This window comes from Pseudomonas sp. MPFS (genome assembly GCF_022537035.1).
Lineage (GTDB): Bacteria > Pseudomonadota > Gammaproteobacteria > Pseudomonadales > Pseudomonadaceae > Aquipseudomonas > Aquipseudomonas sessilinigenes.
On record NZ_CP066123.1, the window covers coordinates 2,881,552 to 2,906,011 of the forward strand.

Genomic DNA, 24,460 nt, shown 5'->3' on the forward strand with positions numbered 1-24,460 from the left:
GCAAATGGGTCAATGGCTTCCGGGCCTGGCGGCTGTTGAGCCGCAAAGAGCCGTGCCGCAAGCAGTGTTGGTGGGGCATGGGGTGGTACTGATAGAGGCCGGTCATGCTCGGTTCAATCGGTCGATGTGCGTGGGCGGTCGATCTTCCAGCGCTGCTTGAGCCGTTGCAAGCTGCCATCGCGTTCCATCGCCTCCAGGGCCTGCTGCCAGCGGGCGACCTGGGCCGGGTCGACCTTGGGCGAGAAGGCGATATAGGCATCCTGGTGCATCAGCGGGATCTGGTAGCGCAGCTGTTCCAGCCCCATGCCTTGCTCGGCGGCGAAGGTGCCGACGCTCATGGTGTCGGCGACCACGTACTGCACGCGGCCGACCTGCAGCAGGCGCATCATGATTTCCGGGCTGTCCACGCCCCACAGGTTGGCCAGGCCCTGTTGCCGGAGGAAGCTGTAGACCAGCCACTTGCGCGGTACGGCGATCTGGCCCTGGGTCTGCTGCAGGTCGGCCACTGGCGTGGTGTCGCTGCTGCGGCTGTAGAGCGCGGTCTCGGTCTGCATCAAGGGCCCGACCCACTGGTAGCGGGTTTCGCGCTCGGCGGTGCGCAGGATGGTGAACACCGCGGTATCGGCTTCCTCGCTGGCATCGCGCAGGGCCCGCAGCATCGGCCGTTGCTGGATCTGGACAGGGTCGCCACTGCGTTGCGCCAGGGCCTGCACCACATCGACGGCGAAACCTGCCATGTGCTCGCCCTGCTGGAAGTGCAGCGGTGGGTGGTTGTCGGTCAGCATGCGCAGCTCGCCAGCGTGGGCCGCAAGGCTCAATAGCGGCAACAGTGCCTGCAGCATCCATTTCATGCAGTGCCCTTGGAGTTTCAAAACGCAGAGCTTAGTACGACTGGTTGCCGCCTGTCGCGATAAACGCTGCCGGCCCTGGGCCTGGCTTCAGAGGGCGATGCCCGGGGCTTTTTTCGTCGGGATATCGCTGAAAACACGCCACTGCAGTTATTCTTGCGCCGCCTTTTCAGAATGGAATCGACCCATGTTCGCTCCCCTTGTTCGTCCCTTGCGAGCCTCTGGCTTGCTGTTCGCCGTCCTGGCCTGTTCCCAGGGCGTGCAAGCCAGCAGTTTCGATTGCGCCAAGGCCGCCAGCGCCAGTGAAAAGGCCATCTGCGCCGACGCATACACCGCCAAGCTGGACAGCCGGCTGGGCAAGGCCTGGACGGCGACCCTGGGCGAGGCCAAGGACCCCAAGGCGCTGCGCCTGGGCCAGCGGGAATGGCTCAAGCAGCGCGACCAGTGTCAGGCCGACCTGGGCTGCCTGCGCAGCCAGTACCTGAGCCGCCTGATGGTACTGCGCTATGTGAATATTCCGTTCAATTGGCAGGGCACCTGGCAGCGGGTCTCGGTCAGCCCGTTCTACGGCGGTGAGCTGGTGATCCGCCGCGCCGGCGAAGACCGTCTGAGCTTCGACCTGTCGGCCATGGGTGGCGCCAATTCCGGTGCGCTCGCAGGCACGCTGCAGCTCAAGGACGGTGAAGCGCGCTACGGCGTCGAGGGCTGCACGTTGCGCTTCACCCCACGCAACGGCCTGTTGCAAGTGACCCAGGAGGGCGACCCCTATGCCTGCGGTGCCGGTTCGGGGGTGTATTACGACGGGCTCTACGTGGCCTCCCAGCAGATCCTGGAGAATCAGTACGATTTGCTGTCTACCGCGCTGGTGCGTACCGAGGAGGAGGACCAGCGAGCCCGGAAACTGCTGCAAAAGGACTACCAGACCCTGCTCGACAGCGGCTCGGTGTTCTCCCAGGACACCTCGGCCGAGCTCAAGGGCGCCGAGGTTACCGATATGTGGCTGCAGGGGCTGGCCAATACCAATGCGGCGATTTTCGTGCGCGGAGCTCAGGGACAACTGTGGGTCGCGCTGCTGGCGGTGGTGGGGCCCAAGGATGAGGTACGGGTGCGTTACTACACCACCGAGCCTGAGTGGAAGCACAGCCTGCCGGACGTGGTGCAGGCGTGGTACGAAGAACGCACCAAGGACAAGCGCCTGGCGCTGGACATGATGCCCTGACCCGGCGCCCTGGAATTTACGCGCGGGGATGCTGAAGCCTGTTCGCGCAACTGCTAGAGTCTCGCCCCTGGCAGGCGGGACACCCGGTCCTGGCGGACAAATTCCAGCGGTTGGTGACGCGAAGCCCGCGAGAGCGTCTACGACTTGTGCAAGTGACACTGCCGCCGCCGTCATCGGCGCCTGGCACATTTGAAATTGGGAGAATCTGTATGGTCATCAAACCCCGCGTTCGCGGCTTTATCTGTGTGACGACCCACCCGGTCGGCTGTGAGGCCAACGTCAAGCAACAGATCGATTACGTCACCCAGCAGGGCGCCATCGACGCAGGGCCGAAGAACGTACTGGTCCTCGGCGCTTCCACCGGCTACGGCCTGGCTGCGCGGATCACTGCAGCCTTCGGCTGTGGCGCCAATACCCTGGGCGTGTTCTTCGAGCGCGGCAGCGTCGACGGCAAGCTGGGCACCGCCGGCTGGTACAACAGCGCGGCGTTCCACAAGTTCGCCGAAGAAAAGGGCCTGTACGCCAAGAGCATCAACGGCGACGCCTTCTCCGATGCGGTCAAGGCCGAAACCATCGAGACCATCAAGCGCGACCTGGGCAAGATCGACCTGGTGGTCTACAGCCTGGCCGCCCCGCGCCGCACCCACCCCAAGACCGGTGAAGTGCTGAGCTCGACCCTCAAGCCCCTGGGCAAGTCCGTGACCCTGCGCGGTGTCGACACCGACAAGGAAATCGTCAAGGAAACCACCCTGCAACCAGCGACCCAGGAAGAGATCGACGGCACCGTGGCGGTCATGGGTGGCGAAGACTGGCAGATGTGGATCGATGCCCTGCACGAAGCCGGCGTCCTGGCCGAAGGCGCCAAGACCACCGCCTTCACCTACCTGGGCGAGAAGCTGACCCACGACATCTACTGGAACGGCTCCATCGGCGAAGCCAAGAAGGACCTGGACCAGAAGGTCATCGGCATTCGCAAGGAACTCTCGGACCTGGGCGGCGATGCCCGGGTATCGGTGCTCAAGGCCGTGGTGACCCAGGCCAGCTCGGCGATCCCGATCATGCCGCTGTACCTGTCGTTGCTGTTCAAGGTAATGAAGGAGCAGGGCAGCCACGAAGGTTGCATCGAGCAGGTCTACGGCCTGTACAAGGACAGCCTGTACAACCCGAACCCGATCATCGACGAAGAAGGCCGCCTGCGCGCCGACTACAAGGAGCTGCAACCTGAGGTCCAGGACCGCGTGAAGCAGCTGTGGGACGAAGTCACCAGCGAGAACCTATACCAGCTGACCGACTTCGCCGGCTACAAGCAGGAGTTCCTGCGCCTGTTCGGTTTCGAGATCGACGGTGTCGACTACGAAGCCGATGTCGATCCGGACGTGAAGATCGACAAGCTGGTCCAGCTGTAACCGCACTGCCCGCGTGACCCAACGCCCCTCCATCGTGAGGGGCGTTGTCGTTCATGGCTCAGGCCAGCTTCACGTTCATGGTGATCTGCGCGGTGAACACCGCTTGCTCCTGGCCATCGAAGGCCGTCACCGCCACCACCTTGTCCCCGGCGCTGGACCAGTCCACCGCGCTGCCGTCGGCCACTGCCCGGATATCGCCCTTGGCCTTGGCCAGGTAGGCCACGGTCATGCCCTTGGGAATCCACCGCGCACCGGCGGGAATCGACACATCGGTCATGACCCCGGCCGCCAGTTCGGCGGCATTGCACAGGGCGATGGCGTGCACGGTGCCCAGGTGGTTGGTGATTTCCCGGCGAAACGGTACCCGCACCTGGCAGTGGCCAGCCTGCAACTCATCGATCAAGGGCGTGATGCTGGAGAAGTAGGGCGCCATCTGGCAGGCCATCTGGGTGAATTTTTCCGCCCCGGCGGCGTTGAACATGCTCAGAACCTGGCTCATGGAAATGCCTCGCTGTGGTAGGGGAACAGGGTTTACAGAATAATATTCTGTAAAAGAACAATATTCGGTAAAAAGAAAACCTGTCAAGCTATGGGCCTTGGCAGGCCGTTGAACAACGTAGGCGAGGCAGTCAGCGCAAGGCAAAAACAGGCGAAAAGCGCAGTTTACGAGTGGTAAATGAGCATTTTGACCGGGCTGGCGCACCAGCTTGTTTTCAACGCAGCGAAGGCAACGCAGGTAGTTTTCAAACGGCCTGTTAGGCTCGTGCCTGCCCATCCATTGACCCTGCAAGGAGCCAGATCCCCCATGCCGGATACCGATCTGCTGGAACGCTGCTACCCGGGCCGTCGCGCCGAACTCAAGCGCACCATCCTCCAGCAGGCCCTGGGCTGCTTTAACCGGCTGGGCCTGGAGGCCACTACCATCGAGATGATTCGTGCCGAATGCGAGACCAGCGTCGGCGCCATCTATCACCACTTCACTAACAAGGAAGGCCTGGTCGCCGCGCTGTTCTTCACCGCCCTGGACGACCAGGCGCAATTGCGCGACAGCTACCTGGCCCAGGCGCAGACCCTGGAGCAGGGCGTCCAGGCCCTGGTGCACAGCTATGTGGATTGGGTCGACGCCCAGCCGGAGTGGGCGCGGTTCCAGTTCCATGCACGCTTTGCCGTGACCCGCGGGCCCTTCAGCCAGGAGTTGGCCGAGCGCAACCGCACGCGCAACCGCAGCTTGCTGGAGTGGCTCAAGGCCCGCTCGGCGTCGGACACCTTGCCGGCCATCCCGGCCGAACTGCTACCGTCCTTGATCATCGGCCAGGCCGAGAGCTATTGCCGGGCCTGGTTGTCCGGGCGGGTCCAGGGGCGTCCCCGTGAGTACCGCGAGCACTTGGCCGCCGCGGCCTGGCGCTCCATCGCCGGCCTGTAGCAGGTGCAAGTGCGCAAGATTGTTCAAGCCAGGACCGGCAGCAGCTGGCACAGTCCGGGTCCATCATTTGCGTGCGGGGTTCCATGTCCAGCGTTCTTCTACCGCGCGCCGCCTTTATCCGCGGCGCCATTGCCATCGTGCCCTTGTCCCTGGCCACCGCGCCCTGGGGCTTGCTGGCCGGTTCCATGGCCATCGAGGCCAATCTTTCGCCGTTGCAGGCCCAGGGCCTGTCGGGCATCGTGTTCGCCGGTGCCGCGCAGCTGGTGGCCATCGGCATGCTCAAGGGCGGGGCGGGGATCTTCTCGATCCTGCTGACCACCTTGCTGCTCACCTCCCAGCACCTGCTGTATGGCATGAGCATGCGGTCGGTGATCGCGCCGTTGCCGGGGCGCTGGCGCCTGGGCCTGGGCTTTCTGCTCACCGACGAGCTGTTCGCCCTCACCAGCGCCCACGACAAGCAGCAGTTCGACCGCTGGTATGCCCTGGGCGTGGGCCTGACCTTCTACGTGGCCTGGAACCTGTTCACCCTGCTGGGCATCGTGCTCGGCAAGAGCATCCCGGGGCTTGAACACCTGGGGCTGGACTTCTCCATCGCCGCCACCTTCATCGCCTTGATCACCCCCCTGGTGCGCAATGTGCCGACCGTGGTCTGCGTCGCGGTGTCGTTGTTCTGCTCGGTGCTGTTGAGCTACTGGCAGTGGGGCTCGGCCCTGGTGATCTCGGGCCTGGCGGGCATGACCGCGGGTTTTGTCTGCAACAAGCTGTATCGGGGGCGCGCATGATGGTCTGGGCAGTGATTTTCGGCATGGGCCTGCTGGTCTTCCTCAACCGCTACGTGTTCCTCGAACCGCGCCTGCCGCTGCGCTTGAGCAGCAATGCGCGGCAGTTCCTCGGTTTCGCCGTGCCGGGCATGCTCACCGCGATCTGCGGGCCGATCGTGTTCATGCCCGAGCACCAGTTGAACCTGCGGCTGGACAACCCCTACCTGCCGAGCTCCCTGGTGGCCATCGTGCTGGTGATCTACACCCGCAACACCTTGCTCAGCATGCTGTTGAGCATGGGTTTCTTTTTTCTCCTGCGCTGGTGGCTGTAGCGGCCGATTGCGGTAGCCTGGGCACCTTTGGGCCCAGGCGGCCCACCCACCGCAACGGAAGCACTGGATGAGCGAATTTCCCCATGACATCGACCTGGACCAGTTCTGGGGCCAGGATGATCCTGCCAAGCGCCTGCCACCTCCCAGCGACCAGCTGATCGCCGAACTGCAAGAGGAACTGGGCTACCGCTTCCCCGATTCCTATGTGGCCTTCATGCGCCTGCGCAATGGCGGGCGGCCCGAGCTCACCTGTTTCCCGGTGGAGCAGGGCACCTCCTGGGCCGAGGATCATTGTGCGATCGACTCGTTCCTGGCCATCTCCCGCGAGGGTGGCGACAGTCTGGGCGGACCCTCCGGCAGCCGTTTCATGATCGAGGACTGGGGTTATCCGGACCTGGGGATCTACATCTGCGACTGCCCGTCCGCCGGGCACGACATGGTGGCCCTGGACTACAGCGAGTGCGGGCCGCAAGGTGAGCCGCGAGTGGTGCACGTGGACCAGGAGGGCGACTACGAGGTGACCGTCCTGGCCCCGGACTTCGAGACCTTCGTCCGTGGCCTGGTGTCCTGGGAGGTCTACGACACCTCCGAGCAGGACTACCTGGATGACCTGGACAAGGTGGCCAACGCCGAGTTCTCGCCGATGCTGGCCGAGCTGCTGGAACACTTCGCCCAGGTGCCGGACCTGGGCCTGCGCATCCGCCACATCGCCCTGGGCATCGTCCAGGACAAGCGCTACTTCGCCCTGCATGCCGACCCGCTGTCGCAACTGCTGTATGACCTGCAGTTCTGGCTGTACCAGGAACGCCACGGGGTCATTGGCAAGCAGCAGTACCTGCAGGACTACCGCGAGATGATCGCCTTCGCCAAGGGCTTCGGCAGCGGTGGCTACGCCCCCGACTTCATCAACGACTGGTGGCGGGCACGGATGGCCGGCGGCCAGTTGCTCCAGGTCGGTGGCGGTTTTGCCTTCAGCGCCGAATACCGCCAGCACCTGCTCGATCAATTGGCTGGCTTTCCCGCCACCCCACTGGTACTCCAGGAGCAGCCATGAGCGAGGCCCCGATCCGCATCACCGGCGAGCAGACCCTCTCCGACAACTGGTATGTGCTGAAGAAATACAGCTTCGAGCTGCGTCGCCGCGACGGCAACTGGCAGGCCCAGACCCGCGAGGTCTATGACCGCGGCAACGGCGCCACCATCTTGCTGTACAACCTGGAGCGGCGCACGGTGCTGCTGACCCGGCAGTTCCGCATGCCGGCCTATGTCAACGATCATGACGGCTACCTGATCGAGACCGCCGCCGGGCTGCTGGACAACGCCAGCCCCGAGGTGCGCATCCGCCAGGAAGCCGAGGAGGAAACCGGCTACCGGGTCGGCGAGGTGCAGAAGGTCTTCGACGCCTTCATGAGCCCCGGCTCGGTGACCGAGCGCGTGCATTTCTTCATCGCCCGCTACCAGGCCGAGGACCGGATCGACGACGGCGGCGGCCTGGAGCACGAAGGCGAGGACATCGAGGTCCTGGAACTGGATATCGACCAGGCCCTGGGCATGATCCACAGCGGGGAAATCGCCGACGGCAAGACCATCATGCTCCTGCAGTACTTGCAGTTGCATGTGCTCAAGCCCCGCAGCCTGATGGTGCTGGTGGCCGGTCCTTACCGTTCCGGCACCGGTGATGACCCGGCGCTGCTGGCGCGCAACGTCGAGGCCATGGAGCAGTGTGCGGCGCAGGTGCTGGCCGCCGGGCATTTTCCGCTGCTGGGGGAATGGGTGGCCCTGCCCATGACGCGCCTGGCCGGCTCCACGGCAGTGGGCGATGAGATCTACCAGGCGCGGTTCCATGCCTACGCCGAACGCCTGTTGCAGCGCTGCGATGCGGTGCTGCGGATTGGCGGGCCATCGGCCGGCTGCGACGCCATGCTCGAGCAGGCCCGACGCCAGGGCCTGGCCATCTATCACGGGGTGGAACAACTGCCGGTACTGGCCACCCCATCCCCGGCCTGAGTGCCGCGGCCGCCAGGCCACCAAGCCGGTGCGTACCCGGGGCGAGACCGGGTACCGCGGGCATTTCTGCCGTCGGGTCATGTCATCGGTGTGGTGCGTTGCCAACGCCTGGCGGGAAAATACTGTCTATCGTCTATAGGCAAGCGGGAGCTTCGTCGAAAGCCGCGTGTGAACCGCAGGGACGCGCCGGTCGATTGATCGCCATGGCACCTGGAGCACTATGGAAAACCACGGTCCTGTTCTGCCCCAAGGGTCCAGCCCCTCCAACCAGGCGCTGACCCGGGTCACCTTGTTCGGCTGCTGCGGATTATTGCTGGCGCTGTTCCTGTTTACCGCGATGTTGCTGGTATACATCGCCCTCGAACAGAACCACAGCGCCGAGCAGCACAACCGACTGGATATCGACAAGGCCCTGCAAACCCTCGCCAGCAGCACCCGTACCACGCTCAAGGACTATGCCCTGTGGGGCGACGCCTATCAGAACCTGCACCTGAAGGTCGATATCGACTGGGCGTTCACCCGGCAGAACTTCGGTCCGACCCTGTACCGCGATCTAGGCTTCGATGCCGTGTTCGTGATCGATGCCCACGGCGCCACCTCCTATGCCCTGGTGGCTGGCCAACTGGCTGCGGTGGACGCACGGACCTGGCTGGGCCAGCAACTCGCGACGCTGGTGGAGCAGACCCGCCTGACGCCTGCGGGCAATCCGGTCAGTCGCTACGTGTCCATTGGCGGCACCCCGGCCCTGGTGGCCGCCGATGTGCTGAGCCCGGGCAACGATCCCGAGGTGCGCGCCGATGCCGGGCCACAATCGGTGGTGATCTTCGTGGCCCGTCTGGACCCGCCGCGCTTGCTGGCGCTGGGCAAGGGCCTGGATATCGAGCGACTGCAAGTGGCCGGTGGCACGCCAGCTTCGGGCCTGCCGCAACTGGTCTTGCCCGATGGCGCCGGCGCCTTGCAGTGGCAACCTTCGCAGCCCGGCCACCAGCTGCTGGTGCTGGTGATGCCCCTGCTCTTGCTGGCCGGGCTGCTGGTGGGGGCGATGGCTGCCGTCCTGTTGCGCCGGGCAGCGCTGGCGGCCCGGGTCATGGACCAGCAGATGCATGCACTGCAAGTCGGGCGTGCGGCGCTGGCGGCCAGCGAAGCACGCTTTCGCGACGTCGCCGAGGCCGCGTCCGACTGGATCTGGGAAGTCGATGCGCATTTGCGTTTCACCTACTTGTCCGAGCGTTTCCAGGCGGTTACCGGGCTCTCTCGCGAGGCGACCCTGGGCCAGTCCCTGGATGATTTGCTCAGCAGCGAGCAAGGCGGGTTGTCCCCATGGCTGGCGCAACCGGAGCGTCGCTCCCGGGAGGTGTTGCAGTGTACCTACCTGGATGGCAGCCGGCAGTCGCGGATTTGCCGCCTGTCCCTGCGGGCCATGCCGGGCGGCGGCTACCGCGGCACCGCCAGCGATATCACCGAGGAGGTCATGGCCCGGCGGCGGGTCGAGTACCTGTCGCAGCACGACACCCTGACCGGGCTGGCCAACCGCACGCGCATGCAGGAGTTCCTGGAGGGCAAGCTGTTGCTTTCGCCGCCGCTGCGCGAGCCACTGCTGATGCTCAGCGTCGATCTGGACCGCTTCAAGCCGGTGAACGACCTGCTGGGCCACGGGGCCGGCGACCAGGTGCTGCACGAGGTGTCCCGGCGCCTGTGTCGCTGCTTGCGCAGTGAGGACCTGGTGGCCCGGGTCGGTGGCGACGAATTCGTGCTGGTGGTGCCCGGGCATGTGGCCCAGGTGGAGATCGAGGGCTTGTGCCGGCGAGTGATCGAGCAGATCGAGGCGCCGTTCTACGTGGCCGGCCACGAGGTCTTCATCAGCGCCAGCATCGGCATCGCCCGGGCCCCGGCGGATGCGCTGCAGGCCGATGAGCTGCTGCGCCTGGCCGATATCGCCCTTTACGAGGCCAAGGCCGCAGGTCGCAGCACCTGGCGCTTCTATGCCTCGCAGATGAATGCCCGGATCGTCGAGCGCCGGCGCCTGGAACAGGACTTGCGCCAGGCCATCGAGCAAGACCAATTGCTGTTGCAGTTCCAGCCGCGCTACCGGTTGGCCGGGCGGCAACTGGTGGGGGCCGAGGCCCAGGTGCGCTGGCAGCACCCGCAGCACGGGTTGCTGGGGCCAGAGGTGTTCGTGCCGATCGCCGAGGACAGCGGGCTGATCCTGCCGCTGAGCAACTGGGTGCTGCATGCCGCCTGCAAGACGGCGCAGGCGTGGCCCGAACCGCTGCAGATCGCGGTCAAGGTCTCGGCCTCGGAATTCCAGCGGGCCAAGCTGGTGCCGCGGATCAAGGCTGTGCTCGAACACAGCGGCCTGGCGCCCGAGCGCCTGGAGCTTGAGATGACCGACAAGCTGCTGCTGGACGATCGCCGCCAGGTGCTGGAGGTCATGCGTGGGCTCAAGGCCCTGGGCGTGAACCTGCTGATGGACGACTTCGGCAGTGGCCACTGGGCGTTGCAGCACCTGCAGAACCTGCCCCTGGACGGCTTGAAGGTCGATCGCAGCTTCGTTGCCGCGTTGGTCGATAACCCGGCCGGCCGCTCCATCGTCCAGGCGGTTATCGACCTGGGGCATGCGCTGTCGTTGCGGGTCATTGCCGAAGGCGTGCAGGACCAGCAACAGTTCGAGACCCTGCGCGACATCGGCTGCGATGAAGTCCAGGGGCTCTATCTGTCCGGGCCGTTGGCGGTGGAGGCCCTGGCGCGCCAGCTCGCCGGAGTGCCGGACCCGTCGCAGTCGACGCATTGAGGCTAGAGGACGGCCTGCGAGAAATCAGCCCGGATCGGCGGCAGCGTCCTGGCGCACTGGCAGTTCTACGCGGAAGGTACTGCCGTGGCCCGGCTGGCTGCGCACGGTAATCTGCCCTCCGTGCTTCTTGACGATGCCGTAGGACAGCGATAGCCCCAGCCCGGTACCCTGGCCGATGGGCTTGGTAGTGAAGAAGGGATCGAAGATCTTCTGCAGGTGTTGCTCGTCGATGCCGGATCCACTGTCGCTGACCTCCAGCCAGACCCGCTGGCCCTCGACACCCGTGCGCAGGGTAATGGTGCCGCGTTCCGGGCCGATGGCTTGGGCGGCATTGACCACCAGGTTCATCACCACCTGGTTGAGCTGCGAGGGCAGGCACTCGATGTCCGGCAAGGGTTGGTACTCCTTGATCACGTCGGCCTTGTACTTGATCTCGTTGGCGACGATGTTCAAGGTCGAGTCGATACCTTGTTGCAGATTCGCCAATTGCCACTGCTGGTCGGTATCGACCCGGGAGAAGTTCTTCAGGTCCTTGACGATCTGCTCCACCCGGCCGATGCCTTCCTTGGACTCCTTGATCAACTGTGGGATGTCCTGGCGAAGGAAATCCAGTTCGATGCTGTCGCGCAGGCTGCCCAGGCGCTGGCGCAGGGCCCCGTCGGCGATGGCCTCTTCGCTTTGCCGGTAGGCCTCGAGCATCTGGTCGATCTGTTCGAGGTATCCGGCCAGGCTGCCCAGGTTGGATGAAACGAAGCCAATGGGGTTATTGATTTCGTGGGCGACCCCAGCGGCGAGCTGGCCCAGGGACGCCAGTTTCTCGGATTGCACCAGTTGGTTTTCCAGCTGCTTGCGTTCGTCGATCTCCTGGCGCAGCGCCGCCCCGGCCCGTTCCAGGTCCTCGGTGCGCTGTTGCACCAGATGTTCCAGATGATCCATTTGCAACTGTGCCCGGGCAGTCATTTCCCATTTGCGGGTCAGGGTGCTGGCCAGTTGCTGGACTTCGATATTGTCGAATGGTTTCTTCAGGATCAGCAGCCGGTCGTAGCCTTGCAGGCGTTCCAGCAATTCTTCCCAGGAATAGTCGGAATAGGCGGTGCAGACCACCACTTGCAGGCGCTGGTCGCGCAGCCAGAGCTGCTCGATGGTCTGCGCCCCGTCCCAGCCCTGGGGCATGCGCATGTCGACGAAGGCCAGGGCATAGGGCCGCTGCTGCTCCATGGCTCGGCAAAGCTTGTCCAGGCCCTCCTGGCCACCATAGGCCGATTCCAGTTCGAAGGCCTGCTGGCGGCTCTTGCCCTGGCTGCCGAACAACTGGCTTTCGAGGTCGTCCAGGGCGTCGTTCGTAGCCGGCGCGGGAGCGAGGATCTTGCGAAAGTCCTCATGGATCGACGGGGTATCGTCGATGAGCAGGATACGGCGGTTGGTCAAGTCGTCCATTATTGGCCCTCGGCACTGATCAGGGGGATGTCCAGGGTGAAGGTGGCGCCGGTCCCCGGGCCATCGCTGTGTACGCTCAGTTGCCCATTCATCTCTATCGCGGCCAGGGCACAGCTGTGCAGGCCGAAGCCGTGGCCTTCCTTGCGAGTGGTGAAACCATGGACGAAGATCTTGGTCAGGTTCTGCGCGGTGATGCCTTCGCCTTCATCCTTGACCCGGATACGCAAAGTCCGCCCATCGACCACGTGGGCGCTCAGGGTCAGTTTGCGCGAGTGTTCGTCCAGACTGGACATGGCGTACTTCGCATTGCTGATCAGGTTGATCAGGATGAGCAACAGGCGATGCTTGTCGCCCATGATCGGCGGCACATCGGTATAGTCGCGGATCACCGTGACCTGGTGGCGAGTCAGGGCGCCGGAATTCATCCGCAGGGCATCGTCCATCAGGTCGGCTACCCGCAGGGGCTCGACCAGGCGCGAGGCCCCGGCGTAGGACTGTTGGGTGGCGACGATTTCCTTGATGTGGTCGACACTGCGGCTGAGCTGGGCCAGTTCCTCGCCCATGCTCTGCTGTTCGTCGGCAATGGCTACCACCAACTGGTTGAGGTAGCCGGGAAGCATCTTGCCTTTTTCGTCTTCACAGAAGAAACGCCCCAGGTCGTCGCTGTGCTGGTTGACCAGTTGCATGGCCTTGCCCAGTCCCAGGGCCTTGCTGCTACGCAGCTTGCGGCTGAGGATCTCGCTGGAGATATTGACGCTGTTGAGCACGTTGCCGACGTTGTGCAATACATTGGTAGCGATCTCCGCCATGCCGGCCTGGCGTGCGGTATCCAGCAGTTCGCTCTGGGTTTCCTTGAGCTCCCGGGTACGTTCCTCGACCCGCTGCTCCAGATGTTCGTTGGCGCTCTGCAAGTCGGTGTTGACCCGGCTGATCACGGCATAGCTGCGTATCAGGCGCAGGGCCAGGTACAGGATCAACAACACCAGGAGCACCGAGAACACCAGCAGGTACCGATGGGCCTTCTGGTCTTGTATATCCGCCTGCAACTGGTCGCTGTTGAGCAACACGGTGATGTCATCCAGGCGTTCGGCTATGGGGATCGAGGTGATCCGCTCGAGCAGATCGTTGACGATCGGCTGTTCCCGCAGGATGACCGAGACGTGGTTGCTGAGGATTTCCACCGGATCGTACATCGCCTCGGGCAGGCGTGCCTTGTTCACTGCCAGCTTGTTCAGGCCCACCAGGATGTCCGCCGCCTTGTCGTCGCTGGAGACCTGGGCGAACTCGAGGCTGCTGAGCAGCAAGTCATAGGTGTCGATCGCGATGTTCTGCTGGGACATTCGTTGCTGGTCATCCAGGTCGGACAGTTGCCGCTGGATGTCATCCTCGGCACTGGGCAGGAAGGCCAGGGAGTTGCGCAGTATCGAGTTGTGCGACTTGAAGTGTTCAACCAGTTCGGCCTTTTCCCGGAAGGCCTGGAGAAACGCTTCCTGGCTGGTTTGCCAGGCTTGCAGGTTGCTGTGTGGCTGTTTGGAGACCTGATCGAACTGGGTCCAGAGCTGGTTGATCTGTTGCACCGGAGACACCAGTGGATCGTAGTTGTGGGTGATGGCGATCCGTGCCTTGAGCACCTCGGTTTCCCATTGGGCGTTCAACTGCTTGATGTGCCCGACCAAGTCCCGGGACAGGGTGTAGTTGGTCGATGGGGCCGTCACCATCTTCAGGTAGAAGAACCCGAGCGCCGTGACCAGTGTCCCGGCCAGCAGGATCAGCAATGTAGTGGGCAGGCGGCGAGATGCTTTCATAGGGGCTTGCCTTCCCATTCGCCGGTCAGGGTCTTGAGGAACTTGACGATCAGGCTGGTATCCAGGGGGTTTGGCGGGCGCCCCAACTGGTACTTGAACATCACTTCCACGGCCTGTTCCAGGGTCTGGGCCGAACCGTCGTGGAAGTATGGCGCAGTGACTGCCACGTTACGCAGGCTGGGAACCTTGAAGACATTGCGGTCCTGCTCGTCGCCAGTGACCAAAAAGCGTCCCAGGTCAGCGTCGGTGGGCGAGCCCCGAGCGCCGAAATAGTCGCCCATCACACCGAACTTCTGGAACATATTGCCCCCGATATTCACCCCTTGGTGGCAAGCGATGCAGCCATAGTCCTTGAAGCGCTGGTAGCCATATTTCTCCTCCAGGCTGAGGATGTCGGTATTGCCCAGCAGGTACTGGTCGAAGCGTGAGTTGCGGCTCAGCAAGGTCCGCTCGTAAGTGGCCAGGGCATCCCGCACATTGGCGGCGGTGATGGCATCCGGATACAGCTTGGCGAAGGCCTGGCGATAATCCGGATCCTGTCCCAGAACGTGGACCAGGCTCTCCCAGTTGTTGCCCATCTCAATGGGGCTTTGCACTACACCGTCAATCTGCTCCTCGAGTGTTTCGGCGCGACCGTCCCAGAACTGGCGGAAATTCAGCGCTGCATTGAATAGGCTCGGTGCGTTGACCCTGGTGATCTGCCCCTTGATACCCGATGACCTGGGTAGCGCGTCGGCACCGCCCTGGTCCAGGCGATGGCAGCTGGCGCAGGAGCGGCTGCTGTCCACGGACAGGCGGGGTTCGTTGAACAGTCGGCGTCCCAGTTCGATTCGCTGGGGATCCAGGGCGGGAGGCGGGGGCAGGGGTTTGAGTGGCTCGTCCAGGGGCGCAGCCAGGCTGCTGCAGACCAACAGCAGGCCAGATACCGCGAGGACGAGGCGCCGGAGGTTTGCCGATAGGTGCTCACTGATCATGACCGACCATCCATGGGGGCAACGCCCTGTTGTCGAGCAGGTGGGCAAAGTCTTCGACCGCCAAGGCCTTGCTGAAATAGTAGCCTTGGCCTTCCTCGCAACCTTGCTGCTGGAGAGGTGCCTTCATTCCTCATCCTCCTGTGGGAGCGGCGCTACCTTGTTTTTCTCCTTGAGCAGCAAGATCGCTTGGTGCGGGCCGAGCGCTTCGCTGAAATACAGGCTTTGTACGCTGGGCAAGATGCTTGAGGAGGGCGCGGCGGGTGGTCGAAGCGAAGGGGGAGCTCCTTCGGCGATGATGCCGATACCCAGGTCCCGGGCGAAATTGACGATAGCCCGCAAGGTGTTGGCGTTGCTCGGGTCTTGGGCGGCACCATTGATGAGGCCATGGCCGAGCTTGAGATGATTGACCCGATAGGTCCTCAGGTAATCGAACGAAGAATACTCGGTGCCGAAGTCGGCGATGGCGATCCTGACCCCCAGTTCGCGCAGTCTTGGCAATACATCGTTGTGGGACCACTTGGTCTGGGCCAGGGTCGCCTCGGTGACATCGAAACGCAGGTCCCAAGGCGCGAGCCCCCATCGTGCGGTGGTTCGCAATACATCGTAGATGAGTTCGGGCCCGCTCTTGAGCTGGGCCAGGGAGATCTTGAGCGCCATGACCGGTGGTGCAAGCCCCTCGCTGGACCACAAGTGCATTTGCTGGCAGGTGTGATCCAGGATCCAGCGTCCCAGCGGGACGATGGTTCCGGTCTTTTCCGCAACCGGCACGAAGTCAATGGCGCGCAGCAGGCCTAACCGCGGATGCTTCCAGATGGCCTGTGCCTCCATGCCCAGGACGCTGCCATCGCGCATGTCCAGTTCCGGCGCATATAGCAGCTCCAATTCATCGCCTTCGAGCGCCACGAGTAGTTCACTGGCGATGACCATGCGCTCGGCCACTTCTTGAGTAATGGCATGGGAGTGGAAATGATACTGGTTGCGGCCCAGTTCCTTGGCTCGGTACAGCGCCATGTCGGCCTGGCTCAATAGGTTGTCGGCGTCGAGGCTGGAGGGGGTGTAGCTGCTGATGCCGAGACTGGCGGAGATGTGCACGGAGTTACCGGACAAGCTGTAGGGAGTCTGCAGCGCATCGAGGATATTGCCGGCCATGGCGGCCGACTGGGTCGGATCGCTGACGTCCAATTGCAAGATGGCGAATTCATCGCCACCCAGGCGCGCCACTACGTCGTTTTCCCGCACCGTATAGCGGATGCGGCGGGATACTTCCTGCAACAGCTGGTCGCCCACCGGATGGCCCAGGGTGTCGTTGATCCGCTTGAAGTGATCCAGGTCCAGGTAGAACACCGCGAAGGCTGGCGCACCACGCCGGGCCGCGGCGAATGCCTGGTGCAGGCGCTCGATCAGTGCGGCGCGGTTGACCAGGCCAGTGAGCGCATCGGTACGGGCCAGTAGTGCCATCTTTTCTTCGGCCTGCCGGCGTTCGGTGATGTCGAGGATGATGCCCTCGATCTCCAGGAGCCGGCCATCCAGGTCGCGTACCGGGACATAACGGTTCTCGACCCAGCGCCAGTCGCCTTGTCCGGTACGCAGGCGAAATTCGATCGAGGAACCCTGGGCGTGGCGGTCGAGGACCCGGGCCATGGCGGCATCGACATTGGGCTGGTCATCCGGGTGGATCAGGGCTTGGGCCCAGTCGGCCGCGCCCACCAGGTCGCTGGCCCGATGGCCGTAGCGGGTGATGTTGTGGGAGATATACATCAGGGGAAACGATGGCTCGCCGCGCAGCCGGTAGAGAATCGTCGGGCTGTTCTGCACGATGATGTTGGCGTTGGACAGCTCCCTGGTACGTTCGCTGATCGCTTGTTCCAGTTCTTCCATCTTGAGCGCGGCATCCTCGGTCATTTGCCATTTCACCGTGAGGGTGTTGGCCATTTGCCGGATCTCGATGGCGTCAAAGGGTTTCTTCAGGATCAGCAGACGGTCGCCCAGCGCCAGCCGCTGGTCGATGTCTTCCCAGGAATAGTCCGAATAGGCGGTACAAAGCGCTACTTGCAGTTTCGGATCGGCTTGCCACAGCCTGGCGATGGTTTCCAGGCCATCCCAGCCCGGCGGCATGCGCATGTCGATGAAAGCCATGGCGTAGGGCCTGCCTGCGGCGAGCGCAGCCTCGAGCTTTACCAGGGCTTCCTGCCCCTGGAACGCCGAATCCATTTCGAAGCACTGCGCGGGTCTGCTGCCCGATGGGCCGAACAGCAGGGCCTCGGCTGCATCCAGAGGGCCCTGCGGCGCGTTGCACAGGATCTTGATGAAGTCGTCGTGGATCGACCGGGTATCGTCGACGATGAGTACCCGGCGATTGATCCGTGTAAAGGGCGTAGTCATGCGGCAGCGCTCGCCGATCCACGTCCACATCCGCAACCCAACGGGATCATCCTTTTCCCCTCATCATGGACCTGTTCGCCGGACACCCGAACTCGGCGTATGGAGCATAGTTAGCTCGCCGTCATTTCGCCTGTGGTTGGCATGGCCGGTGGGGAAAAATCATCTAGCCTTGTCGAAGGCGGGCCACAGGGGGCGGTCCGTCCCCACCTCTTTGCTCGAGAACAGCCATGGAAGAACAACCAGCCCTGACCCCGGCCGAGCGGCCAAGAGTGCTCCTGGTCGATGATGAAGAGCCGATTCTCAACAGCCTGCGTCGCTTGTTGCGCGGCCAGCCTTATGAAGTACTGCTGGCCAACAGTGGGGCCCAGGCCCTGGATGTCCTGGCGCGGCAGCCCGTGGACCTGGTGATGAGCGATGCGCGCATGCCCGGCATGGACGGTGCCACGCTCCTGGCGAAGGTGCGCGAGGGCCACCCGGCCACCCGGCGCATCCTGCTGACCGGCTATGCCGACCTGGACACCATCGTCAAGGCCGTCAACGAAGGCCAAATCCATCAGTACCTGAACAAACCCTGGAACGACCAGGAGCTGTTGCTGGTATTGCGCCAGAACCTGCAATACCAGCTGGCCGAGCGGGAACTCAAGCGCTTGCAGCAGCGAGTGCTGGAGCAGAACCGCGAGCTGAAGGCCAACAACGCCACCCTGGAGCAACGGGTGGCCGCGCGGACCGCGGAGTTGCAGCAGACCGCGGACATGCTGGACCTGGCCTACGAAGAGCTCAAGCACAGCTACGTGACCGCAACCGAGGTGTTTTCCTTGTTGGCCAACCTGCGTCTTCCGGCGGACAAGCAGACCAACCGCAAGATCATCGAGCTGGTCAGGGCCTGCTGCAAGGATCGAGGCCTGGACGAAGCCGCGAGTCGCGACCTGACCATGGCCGCCGCTCTCTACAACATCGCCAAGCTGGGCTGGAGCGACGCCATGCTGACCGCACCGGCGGACCTGCTGCGCCATTCCGAGCAGGAGCGCTACCGGGCCTACCCGGGACAGAGCGAGTCGTTGCTGATGGCCCTGGAACCGATGCAGGATGCCGCTCGGCTGATCCTGCATCACCAGGAGCGCTGGGACGGCAGCGGTTTTCCCCAGCATCTCAAGGGCGAGGCCATCCCCTTGGGCGCGCGACTGCTGAAGCTGGCCGTGGATTTCATCGAACTGCAATCCGGGCTGGTCCTTGAGCGCCACCTGAACAGCGACGAGGCCTTGTTGTTCATCCGCAAATATGCCGGCCGCCTGTACGATCCGAACCTGGTGGAGGATTTCGTCCGGGTGTGCGCGGCCTATCTTGACGACGTGACGGTCGATGATCCGACGGTCAAGGTTCTGGGAACCCGTGAGTTGAAGGGCGGCATGATCCTGCGACGCAACCTGAATGCCGACAATGGCATGTTGCTGCTCAATGCTGGCAAGGTGCTGAGCGAACCTCTGGTACAAAAACTGATCGCCTTCGAGGCCATGGAGGGCGCGCGGTACAGCGTTTTCGTCGAGGAGCCGGATCCACCGGCGACCGCGACGAACCTTTCACCCTAGCTGCGGATCTTGCGCTTGATGCTGGGTTACGGTCCTGCTTTCGTCCGGGATCGCTGGTATCTTGGCGCGCCGGCGCTGGCCGGCGATCCGGGGACGCTGCGGCGCACCTGTCATGTTCCTGCAACGCCTGCGTGCCAATAAGAACCCGCTATGTTTGATCGGCCCCGTCCTGCAATACGGGCAGGGACACGTCTGTTTTTTCAAGGAGAGGTCACGATGAGAAAGTTTTTTGCCCTGATGGCGGCGCTGACGCTGACCCTGGGGATGGTGGGCACCAGCGACGCACGCTCGCCCAAGCAGCAGCGCGATTCGGTGGCCGGGGCTTTCGACTACTACCTGTTGAGCCTGTCCTGGTCGCCAACGTTCTGCCTGATGCACCCGGATAATGAACAGTGCTCGGGCAAGGGCTACGGTTTTGTCCTGCATGGCCTGTGGCCGCAGTACGCCCGTGGCGGCTGGCCGGAGTCGTGCCCACCGCTGACTCAGTTGAACCAGCAAGAACGTGCCAAGGGCCTGACCCTGTTCCCCACCGAGAAGCTGCTCAAGCATGAGTGGAGCAAGCACGGCACCTGTAGCGGCCTGGGAGCCATGGGCTACCTGGACGCGGCGGACAAGGCCCTGGCCAAGGTGCAGATCCCCGAGACCCTGCAACCCTCGACCAGCGTGCGCTACTACGAAGCTGCAGAAATCGCCCAGCAGTTGCGCCAGAGCAACCCTGGGATCACCGCCAATGGTGTCGCGGTACTGTGCAGCGGGCCTGAACTGTCCGAAGTACGGGTCTGCCTGAACAAGGACCTGGAGTTCGCCGACTGTGGCAAGGGTGTGAAGACCCAGTGCCGTTCCGGGCAGATCCGCATTCCGCCGATCCGCTGAGCCGGGCTGGCCTGCCGGCTCCCGCCCAAGGGAGCCGGCTCCTGGCTACAGGGCGGCGAGCAGGTGCCCCAGGCGCTCGACAGTAGGGGCGCTGCAATCCTCCATCGGTGCCCGCAGATGGGGCTCGATCAAGCCCTGGCGAGCCAGCAGCGCCTTGACCGGGGCCGGGTTGGGTTCGCTGAACAAGCCCTGGATCAGTGGCGCCAATTGCATGAAGGTGGTCCTGGCGGCTTCCAGTCGCTGGTCCATGACTTGCCGGTGCAATTGCACGAACAGCTCGGGGCGGATATGCGCCGAGGCGGCAATGGCGCCGCTGGCGCCCAGGCACAGGGCGCTGAACAGCTGCAGGTCTTCGCCGCACAACACCTGCACCTCGCCACTGGCCAGCAGGGCCAGGGTCTTCTCCAGGTTGCCTGCGCAATCCTTGACCGCTGCGATCCGTGGGTGACGGACGATGTTGAGCAGGGTGTCCTGGTTCAGGGTCACGCCGGTGCGGTAGGGGATGTCGTAGACGATCAACGGCACGCTGGAGGCATCGGCCAGGCGCTGGAAAAACTGCTCCAGGGCGGCCTGGGAGGGCCGAATGTAATAGGGCGCGGGCACCAGCAGGGCGGCAATCGGCCGCTCCAGCACCCGCTGCTGCATGGCCAGCAGCTCCTGCAGGTTGTTGCCCGCCAGGCCCATGATCACTCGGGCCGCAGGCGCCAGTTGCAGCACCTCGTCGAGTACGGCCAGTTGTTCGTCCTTGTCCAGCGCGGCGGCTTCGCCGGTGGTGCCGCAGACCACCAGTCCGGCCACTGCGCTTTCCAGCAGGTGGGCCGCGAGGCGGCGCAGGGCGACGAAATCGATGGCGCCATTGTGAAAGGGCGTGACGATGGGGACCCAGATACCTTGAAACGATGACATGCAGATTCTCCTGATGCTTGACCGTCGGGTCGTCGTCAGAAGAGTAGAAGGGCGGTCAGCGGGGGGGATCCGAGGCGAGGTCCTGTCAGCTCATCTGACGGGACACAGCGCCCCGGTCACATGAGCGACTGTTTCTTCGATTTGCGATTGCAGGCCACCCACGCCGGAGCCTTGGCAACCAGGCCAATAGCGCGCGGATCGTGGAGGGTGGCTGGGGACATGATGGCTGGCGGCTCGCAAATTCAGGCGCTCAGTTTTAAAAGCCGGCCGGGGCTTTGTCAATCCTCAGATCGGGGCTTTTTTAGGGCCTGGAGCGCCTGGCGCCGTTGGTGTCGGGAACCTTTCTCAGGCAGGATTTCGCTTGCCAGGCTACGTATTGATCCAGATCAAGAAGACGCGAGATTGTCCGGTGTGCCTTCTTGCCCTTGGCAAAAAATTAGTCGCACTCACCAAGGCTGTATCTAAACTCGACTGCACCGGCGCCGACTGCCGGGGAAGTCTTGCCGGGGTGCAGGAGCAGTCTTCGGGTCATCGCAGGATGCGCAAGTTGCTGTTTGATCACGACGGACAATCATCAGACTTCCTGCGGGGTTTTTCCGGTGAAAAACAATCTCCCAGTGACCCAGCGCGAGCGGGTCTTTCCTGCCGAGCAGCGCCTTATTTCCGCTACCGACACCCACGGCAAGCTCACGTACTGCAACGACGAGTTCGTGGCGGTCAGCGGCTTCTCCCGCGAGCAACTGATCGGTAGCCCGCACAATATCGTGCGCCACCCGGACATGCCCCCGGCCGTATTCGCCCATATGTGGTCCTATCTCAAGGATGGCAAGAGCTGGATGGGCATCGTCAAGAACCGCTGCCAGAACGGCGACCATTACTGGGTCAATGCCTATGTCACGCCGATCTTCAGCGCTGGCGTGGTCACCGGCTACGAGTCGGTGCGGGTCAAGCCCGAGCGCGAGCAGGTCGAGCGCGCCGCGGCCCTCTACCAGCGCATGCGCGGCGCCGACATGGCCATGCCCTGGAGCCAGCGGCTGCTGGTGGCCGGCGAGATCCTGCTGCCGCCGCTGTTGGCCCTGGCAGCCATTGCCCTGTCCAGCTGGCTGGGTGGGCCCTGGACCGGATTGGCCGCTGCCGTGGCCGGGCTGTTCGCCGTGCAGGCCTATGGTGCGTATCACACCCGACGGCTGCTGGCACGCATCAGCGCGGTGTCCCTGGGCAGCTTCGATAGTGAACTGATCGCCCGTACCTATACCGACGAGCGTGGCCCGGTGGCGCGCTTGCAGATGATCCTGATCAGCGAAGCGGCCAAGATCCGCACCGCCCTCAGTCGCCTGGGCGACTACGCCAACCAGGCCGCGGCGCTGGCCTCCAGCAGCCAGAGCCTGTCGCGCCAGGCGGAATCGGCCCTGGGCAAGCAGCGCGACGAAGCGGACATGGCGGCCACGGCGATGAACCAGATGGCGGCCTCCATCGCCCAGGTCTCGGTGCATGTGCAGGACACCGCTTCGGCGGCCGACCAGGTCAATGAGCTGACCCATGTCGGTTCCGAGGAAGCCCGGCGGACCCGGGCCATGATCGAGAAGCTGGCCGATACCGTGGACACGGTCAGCCAGTCGGTCCAGGGCCTGGCCGATGAAACCCAGTCCATCCAGCTGGCGGCGAACATGATTCATTCCATCGCCGAGCAGACCAACCTGCTGGCGCTCAATGCTGCCATCGAGGCCGCCCGCGCCGGGGAGCAGGGTCGTGGCTTCGCCGTGGTGGCCGATGAGGTAAGGGCCCTGGCATCCAAGACCCGGGAGTCGACCCAGAGCATCCAGCAGATCATCGCCACCTTGCAGGAGGTGGCCAGCCAGGCAGTGGAAGTAGCGCGCCAGGGCAGTGTCGAGGCGCGTTCCGGAGTGGCCCAGGTGATCAGCACCGAACAGGCGCTGGACGGGATCAACTCGGCGATGGAGCGCATCCAGCAGATGAGCCAGCAGATGGCAGCGGCCTCCGAACAGCAGGCCCATGTGGCCGAGGAAATTTCCGGGCAGATCACCAATATCGCCCGGGTCTCGGACCAGAACGCCGATATCGCCGTGCACTCCTGCAGCATCGGCGGCGACCTTGAGTCCACGGCCCATGAGCTCAATGCCCTGGTCACGCGTTTCAATAGCTGAACGACGATTCAAGGGTTGTTTTCTTCAATACGTGATGTTGCTCGCTTCGTAATCTGTGGGCGGTCGATTCGACCCGGACAAGAGAGGCGAGAGATGAGCGTAGTGTTTTCCATGGCGGCCTTTGCCCTGGCCGCATCCATTACCCCGGGGCCGGTGAATATCCTGGCCCTGGGCAGCGGGGCCCGTTTCGGTTTCAAGGCCAGCCTGAGCCACGTCGCTGGCGCGACCCTGGGCTTTACCTTGCTGCTGGTACTGACGGGCCTGGGGTTGAACGAACTGTTGCGCCAGTGGCCGGTACTGACCCAGGGCATCCGCCTGTTTGGCGTGGCGTTCCTGCTGTACATGGCCTGGAAGCTGGTCCGGGATGATGGTCGAGTGACTGCCGACGGCCAGGTCCGTGCACCTTCGGCCTGGTACGGCGCCCTGATGCAGTGGCTCAATCCCAAGGCCTGGTTGGCCTGCGTGGCCGGCATCGGGGCGTTTGCCGCCGACGGCGATACGCGGCTGGTCTGGCTGTTTGCCGCGGTGTATCTGGTTATCTGCTACCTGTCGATTGCCTGCTGGGCCTATGCCGGCAGTTTCCTGCGCCACTACCTGGACAATCCTGCGGGCATGCGCCTGTTCAATCGCAGCATGGCCGCGCTGCTGGCGGTCAGCGCGGCGTACCTGTTTACCTGAGGCCTTGCTGGTACTGCCCGGGTGTCGCGGCCAAGTGCTGCTTGAACGCCCGCTGGAAGTGCGCCTGGTCGGCAAAGCCGGCCTCCAGGGCCACCTCGGCGATCGATGCGCCGCTGCGCAGGCGGGCCTGGGCGAACTGCACCCGCTGGTTGACCAGGTAGGCATGGGGTGGCATGCCGAACCGCTGGCCAAAGGCGCGGGTCAGGTAGGAGGCCGAGAGTTGGGCGGCCTGGCAGATATCTTCCAGGACCAGGGGCTCGGTGCAGTGCTGGCGGATGTAGCGGGCAGCCCGTTCGAGCTTTTCGTTGCTGTCCGGGGGAAGGCTGTCGGCCGGGTTCAGGCGCTGGTGCAGGTCGCTGAAGAACGCCACCGCGCAGCTGTGCTTGTGCAGGGTATCGCCGCGTTCGTCCACCAGAACCTGGTACAGCGTCTGGAGCTCGGCAAACAATTGCGGATCGTCGCTGTGGGTGGCGCTGAAGGGACGAAAGCCCGACGCCGCATCGAAGCCCAGCTCATGCTGCAAGGCGGTCAGCCAGGGGGTGTCGACGTAGAGCATGCGATAAGACCAGGGCTGGTCGTCGATGGGGTTGCAGGCATGCACCACGCCAGGGTTCATCAACACCACGGTGCCGGCGCCGACCCGCCACTGTTCGCCTTCACTGAGGTAGGTGCTCTGGCCCGCGGTGATGCAACCGATGGAGAACTGCTCATGGGCATGGCGGTTGTAGCAGACCTTGCGTCCATCGGCGATGGACCGGGCCTCGATGAAGGGCAGGGCTGGGTCGCGCCAGAAGCGCGGGGCGATGTCAGTGTGCAGGGCGCTCTTCATCAGGGCTGTCCATTGTCCAGGGTGCCGGCGATTGTAGA

Annotated in this window: 21 protein-coding genes; 12 read left to right on the forward strand and 9 right to left on the reverse strand. The window is 63.8% G+C overall.

What is annotated here, in order from left to right; translation table 11 throughout:
• Window positions 1–113: 113 nt before the first annotated feature.
• Window positions 114–851, reverse strand: a complete 738-nt coding sequence (locus I9018_RS13640; RefSeq protein ID WP_241109767.1) for a transporter substrate-binding domain-containing protein — start codon at window positions 849–851, stop codon at window positions 114–116.
• 184 nt (window positions 852–1,035) lie between these two features.
• Here I9018_RS13640 and I9018_RS13645 point away from each other — a divergent pair, with 184 nt between their 5' ends.
• Together I9018_RS13645 and fabV are read left to right on the forward strand one after the other, a co-directional pair.
• Window positions 1,036–2,067: a lysozyme inhibitor LprI family protein gene (locus I9018_RS13645; protein WP_241109768.1), complete on the forward strand. Its 1,032-nt coding sequence runs from the start codon at window positions 1,036–1,038 to the stop codon at window positions 2,065–2,067.
• Between the two features lie 209 nt (window positions 2,068–2,276).
• Complete coding sequence (gene fabV, locus I9018_RS13650; protein ID WP_124346661.1) at window positions 2,277–3,473, forward strand: enoyl-ACP reductase FabV; 1,197 nt, start codon at window positions 2,277–2,279, stop codon at window positions 3,471–3,473.
• Window positions 3,474–3,531: 58 nt separating this feature from the next.
• On the opposite strand, the gene I9018_RS13655 is transcribed toward fabV, so the two are convergent.
• A complete protein-coding gene (locus I9018_RS13655; protein ID WP_068586723.1) occupies window positions 3,532–3,972 on the reverse strand; it encodes a hotdog fold domain-containing protein in 441 nt (146 codons plus the stop codon).
• 306 nt (window positions 3,973–4,278) lie between these two features.
• Here I9018_RS13655 and I9018_RS13660 point away from each other — a divergent pair, with 306 nt between their 5' ends.
• From I9018_RS13660 to I9018_RS13685, 6 genes are all read left to right on the forward strand, one after another.
• The gene (locus I9018_RS13660; protein WP_241109769.1) at window positions 4,279–4,896 is read left to right on the forward strand and encodes a TetR/AcrR family transcriptional regulator; all 618 of its coding nucleotides are present in this window, start codon (window positions 4,279–4,281) and stop codon (window positions 4,894–4,896) included.
• 83 nt (window positions 4,897–4,979) lie between these two features.
• Window positions 4,980–5,678 carry an AzlC family ABC transporter permease gene (locus tag I9018_RS13665; RefSeq protein WP_022644076.1) on the forward strand — a complete coding sequence of 233 codons (699 nt, stop codon included), beginning with the start codon at window positions 4,980–4,982 and terminating at the stop codon, window positions 5,676–5,678.
• Complete coding sequence (locus tag I9018_RS13670; RefSeq protein WP_177409136.1) at window positions 5,678–5,989, forward strand: AzlD domain-containing protein; 312 nt, start codon at window positions 5,678–5,680, stop codon at window positions 5,987–5,989. The genes I9018_RS13665 and I9018_RS13670 overlap by 1 nt, the downstream gene beginning before the upstream one ends.
• A 67-nt stretch (window positions 5,990–6,056) precedes the next feature.
• On the forward strand, window positions 6,057–7,043 hold the full coding sequence (locus I9018_RS13675; protein WP_241109770.1) for an SMI1/KNR4 family protein: 987 nt from the start codon (window positions 6,057–6,059) through the stop codon (window positions 7,041–7,043).
• The gene (gene nudK, locus I9018_RS13680; RefSeq protein WP_241109771.1) at window positions 7,040–7,996 is read left to right on the forward strand and encodes a GDP-mannose pyrophosphatase NudK; all 957 of its coding nucleotides are present in this window, start codon (window positions 7,040–7,042) and stop codon (window positions 7,994–7,996) included. The genes I9018_RS13675 and nudK overlap by 4 nt, the downstream gene beginning before the upstream one ends.
• A 220-nt stretch (window positions 7,997–8,216) precedes the next feature.
• On the forward strand, window positions 8,217–10,787 hold the full coding sequence (locus I9018_RS13685; RefSeq protein WP_241109772.1) for an EAL domain-containing protein: 2,571 nt from the start codon (window positions 8,217–8,219) through the stop codon (window positions 10,785–10,787).
• Between the two features lie 24 nt (window positions 10,788–10,811).
• Here I9018_RS13685 and I9018_RS13690 read toward each other — a convergent pair whose 3' ends face one another.
• The 5 genes from I9018_RS13690 to I9018_RS13710 are packed head-to-tail and all read right to left on the reverse strand — an operon-like array spanning window position 10,812 to window position 17,385.
• Entirely contained in the window at window positions 10,812–12,224 is a 1,413-nt protein-coding gene (locus I9018_RS13690) for an ATP-binding protein (RefSeq protein WP_241109773.1), read from the reverse strand.
• Complete coding sequence (locus I9018_RS13695) at window positions 12,224–14,029, reverse strand: DAHL domain-containing protein (protein ID WP_241109774.1); 1,806 nt, start codon at window positions 14,027–14,029, stop codon at window positions 12,224–12,226. Before I9018_RS13695 ends, I9018_RS13690 begins: the two co-directional genes overlap by 1 nt.
• Window positions 14,026–15,003: a cytochrome c peroxidase gene (locus tag I9018_RS13700; protein WP_241109775.1), complete on the reverse strand. Its 978-nt coding sequence runs from the start codon at window positions 15,001–15,003 to the stop codon at window positions 14,026–14,028. The genes I9018_RS13695 and I9018_RS13700 overlap by 4 nt, the downstream gene beginning before the upstream one ends.
• A complete protein-coding gene (locus I9018_RS13705) occupies window positions 14,993–15,130 on the reverse strand; it encodes a hypothetical protein (RefSeq protein WP_241109776.1) in 138 nt (45 codons plus the stop codon). Before I9018_RS13705 ends, I9018_RS13700 begins: the two co-directional genes overlap by 11 nt.
• Window positions 15,127–17,385 carry a diguanylate cyclase gene (locus I9018_RS13710; RefSeq protein WP_241109777.1) on the reverse strand — a complete coding sequence of 753 codons (2,259 nt, stop codon included), beginning with the start codon at window positions 17,383–17,385 and terminating at the stop codon, window positions 15,127–15,129. Before I9018_RS13710 ends, I9018_RS13705 begins: the two co-directional genes overlap by 4 nt.
• 227 nt (window positions 17,386–17,612) lie before the next feature.
• Here I9018_RS13710 and I9018_RS13715 point away from each other — a divergent pair, with 227 nt between their 5' ends.
• Together I9018_RS13715 and I9018_RS13720 are read left to right on the forward strand one after the other, a co-directional pair.
• A complete protein-coding gene (locus I9018_RS13715; RefSeq protein ID WP_241109778.1) occupies window positions 17,613–18,971 on the forward strand; it encodes an HD domain-containing phosphohydrolase in 1,359 nt (452 codons plus the stop codon).
• 216 nt (window positions 18,972–19,187) lie between these two features.
• Window positions 19,188–19,844, forward strand: coding sequence for a ribonuclease T2 (locus I9018_RS13720; RefSeq protein ID WP_241109779.1), 657 nt, complete (start codon window positions 19,188–19,190; stop codon window positions 19,842–19,844).
• A 45-nt stretch (window positions 19,845–19,889) separates the two neighbouring features.
• On the opposite strand, the gene dapA is transcribed toward I9018_RS13720, so the two are convergent.
• Complete coding sequence (gene dapA, locus I9018_RS13725; RefSeq protein WP_241109780.1) at window positions 19,890–20,750, reverse strand: 4-hydroxy-tetrahydrodipicolinate synthase; 861 nt, start codon at window positions 20,748–20,750, stop codon at window positions 19,890–19,892.
• A gap of 599 nt (window positions 20,751–21,349) precedes the next feature.
• On the opposite strand from dapA, the gene I9018_RS13730 reads away from it, so the two are divergent.
• Both I9018_RS13730 and I9018_RS13735 read left to right on the forward strand, forming a co-directional pair.
• Window positions 21,350–22,915: a PAS domain-containing methyl-accepting chemotaxis protein gene (locus I9018_RS13730; RefSeq protein WP_124346666.1), complete on the forward strand. Its 1,566-nt coding sequence runs from the start codon at window positions 21,350–21,352 to the stop codon at window positions 22,913–22,915.
• 93 nt (window positions 22,916–23,008) lie between these two features.
• A complete protein-coding gene (locus tag I9018_RS13735) occupies window positions 23,009–23,593 on the forward strand; it encodes a LysE family translocator (protein WP_068586745.1) in 585 nt (194 codons plus the stop codon).
• On the opposite strand, the gene I9018_RS13740 is transcribed toward I9018_RS13735, so the two are convergent.
• Window positions 23,586–24,422, reverse strand: a complete 837-nt coding sequence (locus tag I9018_RS13740; protein WP_241109781.1) for an AraC family transcriptional regulator — start codon at window positions 24,420–24,422, stop codon at window positions 23,586–23,588. The genes I9018_RS13735 and I9018_RS13740 overlap by 8 nt on opposite strands.
• Window positions 24,423–24,460: the final 38 nt, after the last annotated feature.

Bases quoted from the DNA above. Each gene is read 5' to 3' on its own strand.
- I9018_RS13735 (WP_068586745.1), top strand. From the start codon at position 23,009: ATGAGCGTAGTGTTTTCCATGGCGGCCTTTGCCCTGGCCGCATCCATT.
- I9018_RS13660 (WP_241109769.1), top strand. From the start codon at position 4,279: ATGCCGGATACCGATCTGCTGGAACGCTGCTACCCGGGCCGTCGCGCC.
- I9018_RS13645 (WP_241109768.1), top strand. From the start codon at position 1,036: ATGTTCGCTCCCCTTGTTCGTCCCTTGCGAGCCTCTGGCTTGCTGTTC.
- I9018_RS13720 (WP_241109779.1), top strand. From the start codon at position 19,188: ATGAGAAAGTTTTTTGCCCTGATGGCGGCGCTGACGCTGACCCTGGGG.
- I9018_RS13665 (WP_022644076.1), top strand. From the start codon at position 4,980: ATGTCCAGCGTTCTTCTACCGCGCGCCGCCTTTATCCGCGGCGCCATT.
- I9018_RS13695 (WP_241109774.1), bottom strand. From the start codon at position 14,029: ATGAAAGCATCTCGCCGCCTGCCCACTACATTGCTGATCCTGCTGGCC.
- I9018_RS13700 (WP_241109775.1), bottom strand. From the start codon at position 15,003: ATGATCAGTGAGCACCTATCGGCAAACCTCCGGCGCCTCGTCCTCGCG.
- I9018_RS13640 (WP_241109767.1), bottom strand. From the start codon at position 851: ATGAAATGGATGCTGCAGGCACTGTTGCCGCTATTGAGCCTTGCGGCC.
- I9018_RS13715 (WP_241109778.1), top strand. From the start codon at position 17,613: ATGGAAGAACAACCAGCCCTGACCCCGGCCGAGCGGCCAAGAGTGCTC.
- I9018_RS13710 (WP_241109777.1), bottom strand. From the start codon at position 17,385: ATGACTACGCCCTTTACACGGATCAATCGCCGGGTACTCATCGTCGAC.
- I9018_RS13690 (WP_241109773.1), bottom strand. From the start codon at position 12,224: ATGGACGACTTGACCAACCGCCGTATCCTGCTCATCGACGATACCCCG.
- fabV (WP_124346661.1), top strand. From the start codon at position 2,277: ATGGTCATCAAACCCCGCGTTCGCGGCTTTATCTGTGTGACGACCCAC.
- I9018_RS13740 (WP_241109781.1), bottom strand. From the start codon at position 24,422: ATGAAGAGCGCCCTGCACACTGACATCGCCCCGCGCTTCTGGCGCGAC.
- dapA (WP_241109780.1), bottom strand. From the start codon at position 20,750: ATGTCATCGTTTCAAGGTATCTGGGTCCCCATCGTCACGCCCTTTCAC.
- I9018_RS13675 (WP_241109770.1), top strand. From the start codon at position 6,057: ATGAGCGAATTTCCCCATGACATCGACCTGGACCAGTTCTGGGGCCAG.
- I9018_RS13655 (WP_068586723.1), bottom strand. From the start codon at position 3,972: ATGAGCCAGGTTCTGAGCATGTTCAACGCCGCCGGGGCGGAAAAATTC.
- I9018_RS13670 (WP_177409136.1), top strand. From the start codon at position 5,678: ATGGTCTGGGCAGTGATTTTCGGCATGGGCCTGCTGGTCTTCCTCAAC.
- I9018_RS13705 (WP_241109776.1), bottom strand. From the start codon at position 15,130: ATGAAGGCACCTCTCCAGCAGCAAGGTTGCGAGGAAGGCCAAGGCTAC.
- nudK (WP_241109771.1), top strand. From the start codon at position 7,040: ATGAGCGAGGCCCCGATCCGCATCACCGGCGAGCAGACCCTCTCCGAC.
- I9018_RS13685 (WP_241109772.1), top strand. From the start codon at position 8,217: ATGGAAAACCACGGTCCTGTTCTGCCCCAAGGGTCCAGCCCCTCCAAC.